Genomic DNA, 10,839 nt, shown 5'->3' on the forward strand with positions numbered 1-10,839 from the left:
GTTTTCCAGCAACACATTGTCTGCCACGTTATTGTGAATAGAGAATGCCCCTTCACTATTCGTACCGCTCACCGTCGACCAGTCAGTCATTGCTTTTAAAGCCGCGCCATCGTGCTGAGTAACATTTGTTGCCATACCACCTCTAACATCAAGCACGCCACCGGAATAAATTTCAATAACATCCGAGGTGCTGGTGTTATCAACAATTTGCGTACCACCAGAATAGATCTGAGTATTTTTTGCCGTTGACTTACTATTCAGAGACTGAGTTCCGCCTTCAATCGTGGTGAACATAGCCTGGCTGTTATTTAATTGTTGCGTTCCTCCACTCTTAATGGTGGTTATTTCTGCGGTACTTGAATCGACAACCTGTAGACCACCATCTATTGTGGTGTCCAGCGCATGGCTCTTAATTGTTCTTTGGTCACCTCCATTTTTAATGATAGTGTTTTCTACAATACTCGAATCTACATACTGTCGGCCCCCATCTATTGTTGTGTTCGTTGCCAGACTTCCTTGTGTGATGTTCTGAGAACCAGATGTATTTATCGTCGTACCGTCAACATGCCCCTGAGCTGTTACTGTTTGTTTACCACCATCAATGACAGTCCCGTTTGCTCTCCCTCCTTCGACGTATGAATTACCATTCTTAATTATCGTGCCATTGCTGGTACCATCCTTATAAATGTACTGATTGCCACCCTCGATTAACGCGCCATTGCTGGTACCACCGTTATAAACTTGCTGATTGCCACTCGCGATTATCGTACCGCTAGAATTCCCACCATTATAAATTACCTGTGTACCCCCATGAAGGATTGTATTATTAGCTTGCCCCTGATAATTGTTATGGTTTGCTACATCTTGTTGTCCACCCATTTCAATAATACTTCCATTAGACACCCCACCAAATACAGTCTGGTGGCCGTGATTAATGATATGAGTATCATTAGTTGTCCCCCGTTCATCTACTATTTGCTCGCCATCCACAGTTTCACCATTTACGATACCAGTAACGATTGATGTGAAAGCAGCCTCTCCAGGCTGGGCATATATCAAGGCAGATATCAATAAGGAAAGTACTGAACGGCGAAAATAATAGCGACTGGTCCTGTTCATAAATTTCATCCTCTGAAAAGTGAATACTGAGTAGCGGGTAAGCGACCTTAGCTCTGCTGCAACATCGGCCCACAGGCACCAGACCAGGGGATTCATCCTTAAGAGACAGCGCAAGTGTATTGTGTTCACCGCTCATCAAAGACATCATGATGAAATGATGATATTCCGCATAAGAAAGAGGCATTTTTAGACGCATCGCGCTGAAGTGTGGTTGAATAAAAATCAATCTTTTCAGATAAGACTGTCGTACGCTTATTCTGCGAAAATAAGGCCGTCGGCAAAGTAAAATGACTCACATAATTGTTTCTGATGAATATCTTCTACTCACATGAATATTACACAATAATATTGATGCATCAGATTATCTTACCTTTACAACATCACGTTAACAGCCAATGACACTTCTTGAATAAAAATATTGTCAATCAAAGAGTTATTTTTTATTTAAGATTATTCTCATTCAAGTAAAAGACATAATTCCTATCATCACAGCCACGCTCATTTTGAATTATCTGAATAATAGCGAGCGTTCTTTAGTTAAGCAGGTCTTAATTGAAGACGAAATTATTGTGTGTGCAACTTACTTAATACCGGACATCTAAGTTGAAGAAAAAAATACTCGCCTTCGGGCTTATCTCAGCATTGCTCTGCTCCGCGCCAGCGATGGCGGATATGAATCGCACCACAAAAGGTGCACTACTTGGTGCAGGCGTTGGTTTACTTACTGGCAATGGCGTTAATGGCGTACTGAAAGGTGCAGCTGTTGGCGCTGGCGTTGGTGCAGTAACAGAAAAAGGCCGCGACGGCAAAAATGCGCGCAAAGGTGCAAAAGTGGGTGCCGCCGTTGGTGCTGTCACTGGCGTTCTGACCGGCAATGGCCTTGAAGGGGCGATTAAAGGTGCCGTAATTGGCGGTACGGGTGGTGCAATTCTGGGTAAAATGAAATAAGGAATGATGATGAAAAAATTTGCTTTACTGGCGGGTCTGTTTGTTTTCGCACCAATGACCTGGGCGCAGGACTACAATATTAAGAACGGTTTGCCGTCAGAAACCTATATTACTTGCGCAGAAGCCAACGAAATGGCAAAAACTGACAGCGCACAGGTTGCAGAAATTGTTGCGGTAATGGGTAATGCCAGCGTTGCCAGCCGTGATTTAAAAATTGAGCAATCTCCGGAACTGAGCGCCAAAGTGGTAGAAAAACTGAACCAGGTTTGCGCTAAAGACCCGCAAATGCTGTTGATCACGGCAATTGATGACACCATGCGTGCTATCGGCAAAAAATAATATTTCGTCTGTTACCGCGTCGATTGATTCGACGCGGTGGTTGTATATAGTTCTACAATGAAACATCAAACCCGCCAATACGCCCTCACAACAACAAGCAAAGCAATTTAATCGGCATTAAACCACAAATACAACAATACTTATTACTATATAGCGGCTATAGCATAAAGAAAGATTAGTGCTGATCCCTGTGGCTAACGAGTTTTTCCCTTACTCGATTAACCAGATTGATCGCCAGCCAAACAAGAGCATTCAGCAAATTTATCGTCACAAGCACTTCTCCAAGCCCAGTACTGGGTTTTGCGATAAGGATGACCAGCAAGGTGATCAGCATAAATGCAATGGAAAAGATGATATAGAGAGTGAAATAATCCAGATTATTACTATTGTTCATGCTACTAATGGCAATCCTGTCAAAACTTTCAAACAATTATAGCAAACAAAATAATGAACAATAGTAACAAGACGCAACGAGCTAATTAGCTGTCTATAATTACACCGCACCATGGTCTTAATGATCAATTTTTACTCAATCATAACCTTCACCTTCGGTTTAGAAAGGATAATTTTAACCAGGTCGATGTAGGTTACCGGTTTATAGAAATAATAACCCTGCTGAAATGTGATGTTGTTTTGATTCAGATAATCAAGCTGTTCTTTTGTTTCGACACCTTCAGCGACGATACTGATCGAAAGTTTACGCGCCAGATCCAGTACACAATCCAGAATCCTGGTTGATTCCGGGTCTGCATTGACACGACCAACAAAACTGTGATCAATTTTAATATAATCAATATGCAGATCATGCAGATAAGAAAGCCCTGAATAGCCAGTACCAAAATCATCCAGTGCGATGACAAAACCATTTTCATGCAGAATGTTCAACCGCTGAACCAGACTTTCATCAACATTTAATGATTCACGCTCGGTCACTTCCAGAACGAGGTTTAAATCGCGGCGGGTAAAACTGTCACGGAAAATTAAGCACTCGTCGACAAACGTCGGCGAAATAATATGCGAGGCACTAAAATTAATTCCGATATGAAAACCTTCCGGCAATTTACTCGCGATAGCGTTCATCTGTGTGACAACCTGATTCATCAGACTTTGTGTAAGCGGAACAATTAATCCAGATTTTTCAGCAAGTGGAATAAATGCCGCGGGTGAGATATATTTGCCGTGAGGTTGTTTCCAGCGGGCTAATACCTCAACTCCCCGCAATGTCCCTTCCCGACCATTTACCACAGGTTGGTAAAAAGGGACAATCTCACCATTACTTATTGCCCGTCGCAGGACCTCTTCAGGCGTTGCGCTTTTATTAAAATACTTATCAAGCAGGTAGGCTGCGGCGCAGGCAATTAACAGAATGAATATCAAAACCCCTACGCCATTATCGATAAGTCTGTAGAAGCTAAAGAATGGTGGTGGGTTAAAGATAATAGTGAAATGATATCTTGTGGAGTGAACCTTCTCAGTATAAGGATAGTGTCCATTAAGCGTCATCACGTCACCGGTAGGTCCAATAATGTCATCCGCTACGTGTAATGCATACCTTACCCCTTTCAAGGGCACATTAAGCGCTCCACGAATATGCTGATCACTTATCGTGACCAAAATACGCGTGTCTGCAAATTGGCTCTGATAGAGCAGGATAGGCAATCTATTGACGGTGTCGATTGCCGGAGCCAACAATAAATTACTGTCAGGGAAAGCAGGAATACGAGACAGCAGGACTCGATTCCCCGGCAAGGATGTACACCAGACCATTCCGCGTTTGAGAATGATGATTGTGCGCAAGTGAGGTTTCAGAGCTGCTTCAGTGCCAAGCTGATATTGCTCCTCGAGGTCACATTCCTTCCCGGCAATGTTAACCGCCGCTTGAGTCGCCTGTGACGCTTCTTCAAGTATGTGATTGATATTGTTGACAGCATATCTCGCTCCCGCCATATATGCTGCTTTTGCGGAATACCAGAGCTGGATATTCAAAATAGCGACACCGGTTATAAACAAGCATATCGCAACGAGGATGGGTATGAGTGTATTGCGCATTCGCTTGTCCCGGACTAAGGATTTTAATACATGAAAATGATGTTCATTCGCTCGTGCTGGCGTCTAAAGAGAGCATGGTAGAGAGCATAAGAAATATCCACGCCGAAGATAAAATTTTCTCCATCGTCATCTAACCTATTAATTACTATGCTTAATGTGGGTAAAATTAAGCAAATCTGGCAGGATGTCAGACGTCAAGAATGGAGAACAATAGTTCTCCATTCTTGTTTAAACCCTGATATTCCGGATATATTAAGAAACATAACGGCTTAAATTATTACTTTGCACCAGCATATGATACAGCTGATGGTAATTTTAAAACCTTACTCAGTTCTAAGAGAGCACGGATTCCCTGTCATTAATAATGACATCCGTTAGTGTTGCCTTATGCAATTCAATGTACTGCAAAATTTGCAGGTAGAGATCAGAAAGAATCACACTCGTTTCATCTTTTAAACGCAAGCGTAAAGCCTGATCAATAATATGACTATTAACATACCCATGCGCCATGAACATCTCCCTCTCGAGATTTTTAAATAAAGCACATTGAAAAATAAATCTCTCGGGAATTGAATTATTCATGTCAGCCTCGTAAAAATATCAATCCAATAGAATTATGCTGTGTATAGTCTAAGCGACAGACAAAAATAAGATGAATGAGTTTTCTATAAACTTATGCTAGTTATACTAAACAATAAAAAGTCACATATCATCAGCTGTGTATCGCAACACGATTTCCAGTGTTTTTCTAATCACATCAGCTTTGAGAATATCATTCGTTGTTTCCAGAGAGTGTATCAGACTTAAGATAATATTTTTATTATTAACATTATCCCCTGAAAGCATTAAATTGGTCACCGCCTGCCCTAATACAGCAGACTCTTCTTCTAACAAATTCCCCGAACTGCGAAAGTAACTTGATAACGCCTTATCAGTTATTGCGTTATGAATAGTAGTATCTTCAAGCATGGTAACCTCTCATCTTACTTATGAAATTTTAATGTATTCTGTTTATTTTCTTACCATTGAATATACTTTTATTGTCAGCTATTGCTGCTCTTCTGTTAGGCCCTCCTGTATCACTATTGCTAAAATCACGAATTATGCTATCAATTAAATCTCGTCGGAAGGCATTTTGTTCAACAGATTTCATTACGAGTAATTGCTTAATAAGAGTCTGCAACGAAAAATTTATCTTCATGCGTAATATCTGGAGCACCGCCTGGCCAGTAATTTCATGTTTTATACTTTCATTATCAGATGTCTTCATAACGACTTCATAGTTAATCTGTCAAATAATCAGGCTGTCACATTATTCAAAAAGCAACCCAATTAGTGAATTGTAGTGTTTCTGTTCCTCTTCCCCTGTCGCTTGCTCCAGTCGACAAAGAAGTTTGGTACAAAGCGACTTTCGACTCAGATTACGTCCATCTTTCAAAATTTCAGTCACAATTTCCCCGAGGGTTTCCTGCTGAGTAGGCAAGTTAGCTTTTGCAAAGTAACGAGTAATTGCCCCCGCAGAATCTGAAATCACTGAATTTTGCTGCATGCTACGCCTCTATTAAAAATGTTAAACGTTGTTAAGTGCAGTAACAATAGCAAACTTGTACGAAATATGTGTACAGAATGATAAATTATTTTTTTGCAATTAGTGCTAATACCTATAAAACAATGAGATACGTAAAAATTATTTGCATCATTTGACTGACAACCTATACAAGATTCCAAACGAACTCATCTTCAAATTTTTCCATTTTTTATCAGTGTAAATAAATAGTTATGTTTTAGTATTAAAAGCAAGACACCAGAAGATATGTCTGTTACCGTCATACTCTCGCCTCGCCCATTACCCTGGACTATTAATGCTTACTACCCTTATTTATCGTAGCCATATACGTGACGACGAACCTGTCAAAAAAATCGAAGAAATGGTTTCGATAGCAAATCGCAGAAACATGCGGTCTGACGTAACAGGGATTTTACTGTTTAATGGTTCACATTTTTTTCAACTTCTTGAAGGTCCGGAAGAACAGGTTCAAATGATTTATCGGGCCATATGCCAGGATCCACGGCACTATAATATCGTTGAACTGCTGTGCGATTACGCACCTGCTCGCCGTTTTGGCAAAGCAGGAATGGAATTATTTGATTTGCGCCTCCACGAGCGCAATGACGTTTTACAGGCCGTACTCGACAAAGGCACCTCAAAATTTCAGCTAACTTATGATGACAGAGCGCTGCAATTTTTTCGTACTTTTGTTCTTTCAACTGAAAAATCAACCTATTTCGAGATTCCTGCCGAAGACTCCTGGCGTTTTATCGCTGACGGACCTGATAAAGAACTTGATTCCTGTACCCTTTCACCAAATATAAACGACCACTTTGCCTTTCATCCTATTGTCGATCCTTTATCGCGGCGGATAATCGCTTTTGAAGCAATTGTTAAAAATAGGGAAGACAGCCCATCAGCCAGAGTGGTTGGGCAAAGCAAAGACGGGGAAATCTACACAGCGGATCTCAAAAGTAAGGCACTTGCATTCGCGATGGCACACGCACTTGAGCTCGGTGATAAAATGATTTCAATCAATCTATTACCTATGACCCTGGTTAACGAGCCTGACGCAGTCTCTTTTTTACTTGATGAAATAAAGGCCAATGGTTTGGTGCCTGAACAAATTATCGTGGAATTTACTGAAAGTGAGGTCATATCTCGGTTTGATGAATTTGCCGATGCTGTTAAATCACTTAAGGCTACCGGTATGAGTGTAGCAATTGACCATTTTGGCACAGGTTTTGCCGGTTTGTTACTCCTGTCACGCTTCCAGCCTGACAGAATTAAAATCAGTCAGGAATTGATTACCAATGTTCATAAAAGCGGGCCTCGGCAGGCAATTATTCAGGCGATCATAAAATGCTGTACATCACTTGAAATTCAAGTCTCTGCTATGGGTGTGGCAACACCAGAAGAGTGGATGTGGCTTGAATCTGCAGGAATTGAGATGTTTCAGGGAGATCTGTTTGCCAAAGCTAAATTGAATGGTATCCCTTCAGTTGCGTGGCCGGAGAAAAAATAATTTTCAGCACATTATTTCACATGATTTCTGGAAATCATCGTGAAAATGAATACGTTATGTTTTAATTTAATCCACATTAAAAATAATGTTTCATCCCATTTGGCTGAAATCTTATTTATACTTTGTACAATTTTAGCGTATATTGTACAAAGTATTATTGGGTCGTGTACAGGCGACGGAGATTTGTGACCGCAAGGAGGAATTGTGGCTTATTACAGCATTGGTGATGTTGCTGAACGTTGCGGGATTAATCCTGTCACTCTCCGGGCCTGGCAACGCCGCTACGGTTTGTTAAAACCACAGCGCAGTGAAGGCGGACACCGACTCTTTGATGAAGAAGACATACAACGCATCGAAGAGATCAAGCGTTGGATAAGTAATGGCGTCCCTGTAGGCAAAGTTAAAGCATTACTGGAAACCACCAGCCAGGATACGGAAGATGACTGGAGCCGACTGCAAGAAGAGATGATGTCAATTCTTCGTATGGCTAATCCTGCCAAACTACGCGCGAGAATTATTTCACTGGGTCGAGAGTACCCAGTAGATCAATTGATTAATCATGTTTACCTTCCTGTTCGCCAGCGTCTCGTGCTTGATCACAACACCTCCCGCATTATGAGCAGTATGTTTGACGGCGCATTAATTGAGTACGCAGCAGCCTCGCTTTTCGAAATGCGCCGTAAGCCCGGTAAAGAAGCCATTCTGATGGCGTGGAATGTTGAAGAGAGAGCACGATTGTGGCTGGAAGCATGGCGTTTATCATTGTCAGGATGGCATATTTCTGTCCTTGCTGATCCCATTGAATCGCCGCGCCCGGAACTGTTCCCAACGCAAACGTTGATTGTCTGGACAGGCATGGCACCAACTAGAAGGCAAAACGAACTTTTACAACACTGGGTTGAGCAAGGTTATAAAGTCATCTTTCATGCCCCCTAATTTCACCTTTATCCCGCCCCTTAGACAGAATGTTATAATCTGAACCCACAACAGCGTTTGCACCGGAGCTGTTCCATTGCAAAATGCTCACCGCACAATTCAGCCAATCCCCCTTTCACACTTTGTATATATCACAGCCAAAGGACAGACCAGATTGAAGTGGTAAAACCGATCGTGCACACTATGCAGTCTCACAACTAACAAGAGGTTATTATCCTGATGGATCAGGTCGTTGTTTTTCAAAAGATGTTTGAAAAAGTGAGAAAAGAGCAAAACTTTTCCTGGTTTTATTCAGAGTTAAAACATCACCGTATTGTGCATTACATTTATTATCTGGCTACGGATAACATCAGAATTATTACTCACGATGAAACAGTTTTGTTATTAAGAGGAAACCGTAGCCTGTTAAAAGTCAGTACAACCAAAAACCCAGGAAAAATTAAAGAGGCGGCATTGCTTCATATTTCTGGGAACTCTACATTTTGGGAGTATTGTACAACACTGGCAAGTGCTGGCGTTTTCCGCTGGGTAACCGATGTTAATAACAATAAACGCGGCTACTACGCTATTGATAATACGCTGTTGTATGTTGAAGATGTGGAAAATAACAAGCCATTAATCTAGCAAAGTTTTAACACATAAGAGATCTATCATAATTCAGTAAAATAACAAAAAAGAGGACTTTCTATGACTTATCAGAACTCCCTTTTTATTGTTATCCATAATTGTTCAGCCGACCAATACTATAAATCTGACATTTGACATGCCCCCCTTGCCGTTCTGATACGTTACTTGTATTACAGTTATCAAACCCACAAATACAACGGGCGTGTTATATGCCCGTTCAATACTTAATAGGTATAGCGTTAACATATTCTTGATAGCATGTATTGCATACCTCCTGCCTTAGAGTTATCTCCGGCTAACTCCACCAAACATGGCTGCACACAGCCAGATAAAAACGCTTGCGCGCATCTGGATATCATACCGCTGCTGGAACTGTTTCTTAATCATCCTACCTTATTAGACCTATTTGACACTGGCTATTATGAAGGATGCAAAGTAAGCGCTTTTTATGCGTTTTTGCTGAGTTATCATCACGTTACCTTAATATTATCAGGAACGAGTTAACGCTGCTCATAACGGTCAAACCGATACTATAAAGCCCAATAATTGAAACCTTTTCATCATGTCAGGAAGATAGTCATCCTTATGATCTTTATATAAAAAAGCCAACCATGGGGTTGGCAAAGTGGCACAAACCAGCATAAAAGCTATGCTTTGTTTACAAATCTTCTTTGAATTAAATATATATCGTCCTGACTAAACAGAACTAAAACGGAATGAATTATTTAATCATGTTACTAAATTTCATTTTGTTTAGCCTCTGTTGAGATCCCTTGTTTTAAATTTCATTTGGATAAAATTCTTAATAAAATCCTTGGGAGTCAATTATGTCTATGCAAAGTCAAGGAATGAACTTTGAAATGAACCTATACGCATATTTGAATAAATATGATAGTCGGCTTTCAGAAGAAAAACTTGCAATTGATAAGGCAGTTAGAGATTTATATCTTTGCAACGAACACGTGGATAACAAGAGCATTATACTGAAATTGCTCTCATTTTTATCATCTGCTGATGACATTGTTGAAAAAGATATTATCAGGAATGCTTTGGAAGTAGTGCTTCTTTTTACATTAGATGATATTTAAGTCATCTCAGGAGTTTTAATACACGAAGAGTGCCCGGATACTAGCGATTATATTCATATTTAATTATTAGTGCGGGGAAAGAGATTATGCATTGGCATATTTCTCTAACGTCCGTGATAGAAAATAACTTTAAATATAAATAAAGAACAAACCACCTTTGCATTCAACCTCATCTGAGCTGACTATAGTACAAATTATATTGATATTCTTTATCAACATCATTGGAACAGAAGAATAAGGCGAAGAAATGAAGTGTATAGTAATTGATACTGTAATACAACCTTCGTGTGGTATATATTTTTCAGTCATATGGAGCGATATGAAAATGATCATTTGGTATCGTTCAAATATATTTCTCCCACCTGGCAGCATATTTACAGTTATTAAGTCAGGTATTATACTCGAGGATAAAGAATATCCGATCAGTATTTTTAACGTGGCGCTATTCAACAAAAATTTATGGAATTTAATCAAAAATAGTCAAGAGTGTCCTACAGAATCAAACAAAATTACGAATAAATGCCTGCATAAGCATTGCATTATGCAAATATGTCCACATGGTCTCAAGTAATGGGGGTTATTTAACCTTCCCTATATGCTATAGATAAATCTACCAAAAACTGCCCCTTCGTAGAGGGGCTCTATGATTTTGTTTTATT

At 40.2% G+C, this 10,839-nt stretch carries 15 protein-coding genes and 1 pseudogene; 8 read left to right on the forward strand and 8 right to left on the reverse strand.

Going from position 1 to position 10,839, the window contains the following annotated elements:
* Window positions 1–1,119 (reverse strand): AIDA repeat-containing protein (locus FQ015_RS13995; protein ID WP_202385115.1); only part of this gene is annotated, 1,119 nt, incomplete at its 3' end.
* Between the two features lie 67 nt (window positions 1,120–1,186).
* Window positions 1,187–1,303: pseudogene (locus FQ015_RS14000) on the reverse strand (ATPase); the annotation flags it as partial.
* Window positions 1,304–1,568: 265 nt separating this feature from the next.
* Between FQ015_RS14000 and FQ015_RS14005 the strand changes: the two are divergent.
* Genes FQ015_RS14005 through FQ015_RS14015 form a run of 3 tightly spaced genes read left to right on the forward strand, consistent with a single transcriptional unit; the run spans window position 1,569 to window position 2,406 of the window.
* Window positions 1,569–1,721 (forward strand): hypothetical protein, encoded by a 153-nt coding sequence (locus tag FQ015_RS14005; RefSeq protein ID WP_032183962.1) that lies wholly within the window; start codon window positions 1,569–1,571, stop codon window positions 1,719–1,721.
* A gap of 1 nt (window position 1,722) precedes the next feature.
* Window positions 1,723–2,067, forward strand: coding sequence for a YMGG-like glycine zipper-containing protein (locus FQ015_RS14010; RefSeq protein WP_000726978.1), 345 nt, complete (start codon window positions 1,723–1,725; stop codon window positions 2,065–2,067).
* Window positions 2,068–2,070: 3 nt separating this feature from the next.
* Window positions 2,071–2,406, forward strand: a complete 336-nt coding sequence (locus FQ015_RS14015; protein WP_000979977.1) for a YmgD family protein — start codon at window positions 2,071–2,073, stop codon at window positions 2,404–2,406.
* A gap of 175 nt (window positions 2,407–2,581) precedes the next feature.
* Here the strand turns inward: FQ015_RS14015 and ymgF are convergent, their stop codons facing one another.
* From ymgF to ycgZ, 6 genes are all read right to left on the reverse strand, one after another.
* Window positions 2,582–2,800: a cell division-associated protein YmgF gene (gene ymgF, locus FQ015_RS14020; RefSeq protein WP_001065863.1), complete on the reverse strand. Its 219-nt coding sequence runs from the start codon at window positions 2,798–2,800 to the stop codon at window positions 2,582–2,584.
* A 131-nt stretch (window positions 2,801–2,931) separates the two neighbouring features.
* Window positions 2,932–4,455, reverse strand: coding sequence for an EAL domain-containing protein (locus FQ015_RS14025; RefSeq protein ID WP_105278033.1), 1,524 nt, complete (start codon window positions 4,453–4,455; stop codon window positions 2,932–2,934).
* A 333-nt stretch (window positions 4,456–4,788) separates the two neighbouring features.
* On the reverse strand, window positions 4,789–5,037 hold the full coding sequence (locus FQ015_RS14030) for a hypothetical protein (protein WP_160524193.1): 249 nt from the start codon (window positions 5,035–5,037) through the stop codon (window positions 4,789–4,791).
* Between the two features lie 120 nt (window positions 5,038–5,157).
* Window positions 5,158–5,424 (reverse strand): biofilm/acid-resistance regulator AriR, encoded by a 267-nt coding sequence (ariR, locus tag FQ015_RS14035; RefSeq protein WP_000888777.1) that lies wholly within the window; start codon window positions 5,422–5,424, stop codon window positions 5,158–5,160.
* A gap of 28 nt (window positions 5,425–5,452) precedes the next feature.
* Entirely contained in the window at window positions 5,453–5,725 is a 273-nt protein-coding gene (locus FQ015_RS14040) for a two-component-system connector protein YmgA (RefSeq protein ID WP_105278034.1), read from the reverse strand.
* A 42-nt stretch (window positions 5,726–5,767) separates the two neighbouring features.
* The gene (gene ycgZ / locus FQ015_RS14045; RefSeq protein ID WP_001186982.1) at window positions 5,768–6,004 is read right to left on the reverse strand and encodes a regulatory protein YcgZ; all 237 of its coding nucleotides are present in this window, start codon (window positions 6,002–6,004) and stop codon (window positions 5,768–5,770) included.
* Window positions 6,005–6,317: 313 nt separating this feature from the next.
* On the opposite strand from ycgZ, the gene FQ015_RS14050 reads away from it, so the two are divergent.
* The 5 genes from FQ015_RS14050 to iraM all read left to right on the forward strand — a co-directional run bounded on the left by FQ015_RS14050 (window position 6,318) and on the right by iraM (window position 10,751).
* Window positions 6,318–7,529 carry a diguanylate phosphodiesterase gene (locus tag FQ015_RS14050; RefSeq protein WP_032183958.1) on the forward strand — a complete coding sequence of 404 codons (1,212 nt, stop codon included), beginning with the start codon at window positions 6,318–6,320 and terminating at the stop codon, window positions 7,527–7,529.
* A gap of 204 nt (window positions 7,530–7,733) precedes the next feature.
* Window positions 7,734–8,465, forward strand: coding sequence for a DNA-binding transcriptional repressor BluR (bluR, locus tag FQ015_RS14055; protein WP_039021971.1), 732 nt, complete (start codon window positions 7,734–7,736; stop codon window positions 8,463–8,465).
* A 219-nt stretch (window positions 8,466–8,684) separates the two neighbouring features.
* Window positions 8,685–9,089 carry a DUF1398 domain-containing protein gene (locus FQ015_RS14060; RefSeq protein ID WP_032183956.1) on the forward strand — a complete coding sequence of 135 codons (405 nt, stop codon included), beginning with the start codon at window positions 8,685–8,687 and terminating at the stop codon, window positions 9,087–9,089.
* Between the two features lie 830 nt (window positions 9,090–9,919).
* Complete coding sequence (locus tag FQ015_RS14065; protein WP_001354918.1) at window positions 9,920–10,180, forward strand: biofilm development regulator YmgB/AriR family protein; 261 nt, start codon at window positions 9,920–9,922, stop codon at window positions 10,178–10,180.
* Window positions 10,181–10,427: 247 nt separating this feature from the next.
* The gene (iraM, locus tag FQ015_RS14070) at window positions 10,428–10,751 is read left to right on the forward strand and encodes an anti-adapter protein IraM (protein ID WP_039021972.1); all 324 of its coding nucleotides are present in this window, start codon (window positions 10,428–10,430) and stop codon (window positions 10,749–10,751) included.
* Window positions 10,752–10,839: the final 88 nt, after the last annotated feature.

Source organism: Escherichia sp. HH26CH (assembly GCF_009820205.1).
Lineage (GTDB): Bacteria > Pseudomonadota > Gammaproteobacteria > Enterobacterales > Enterobacteriaceae > Escherichia > Escherichia coli_F.

What these genes read in the sequence shown, in the direction of transcription:
- iraM (WP_039021972.1), top strand. Translation starts at nt 10,428, where the DNA reads ATGAAGTGTATAGTAATTGATACTGTAATACAACCTTCGTGTGGTATA.
- FQ015_RS14065 (WP_001354918.1), top strand. Translation starts at nt 9,920, where the DNA reads ATGTCTATGCAAAGTCAAGGAATGAACTTTGAAATGAACCTATACGCA.
- FQ015_RS14015 (WP_000979977.1), top strand. Translation starts at nt 2,071, where the DNA reads ATGATGATGAAAAAATTTGCTTTACTGGCGGGTCTGTTTGTTTTCGCA.
- FQ015_RS14025 (WP_105278033.1), bottom strand. Translation starts at nt 4,455, where the DNA reads ATGCGCAATACACTCATACCCATCCTCGTTGCGATATGCTTGTTTATA.
- ariR (WP_000888777.1), bottom strand. Translation starts at nt 5,424, where the DNA reads ATGCTTGAAGATACTACTATTCATAACGCAATAACTGATAAGGCGTTA.
- ymgF (WP_001065863.1), bottom strand. Translation starts at nt 2,800, where the DNA reads ATGAACAATAGTAATAATCTGGATTATTTCACTCTCTATATCATCTTT.
- FQ015_RS14030 (WP_160524193.1), bottom strand. Translation starts at nt 5,037, where the DNA reads ATGAATAATTCAATTCCCGAGAGATTTATTTTTCAATGTGCTTTATTT.
- FQ015_RS14060 (WP_032183956.1), top strand. Translation starts at nt 8,685, where the DNA reads ATGGATCAGGTCGTTGTTTTTCAAAAGATGTTTGAAAAAGTGAGAAAA.
- ycgZ (WP_001186982.1), bottom strand. Translation starts at nt 6,004, where the DNA reads ATGCAGCAAAATTCAGTGATTTCAGATTCTGCGGGGGCAATTACTCGT.
- FQ015_RS14050 (WP_032183958.1), top strand. Translation starts at nt 6,318, where the DNA reads ATGCTTACTACCCTTATTTATCGTAGCCATATACGTGACGACGAACCT.
- FQ015_RS14040 (WP_105278034.1), bottom strand. Translation starts at nt 5,725, where the DNA reads ATGAAGACATCTGATAATGAAAGTATAAAACATGAAATTACTGGCCAG.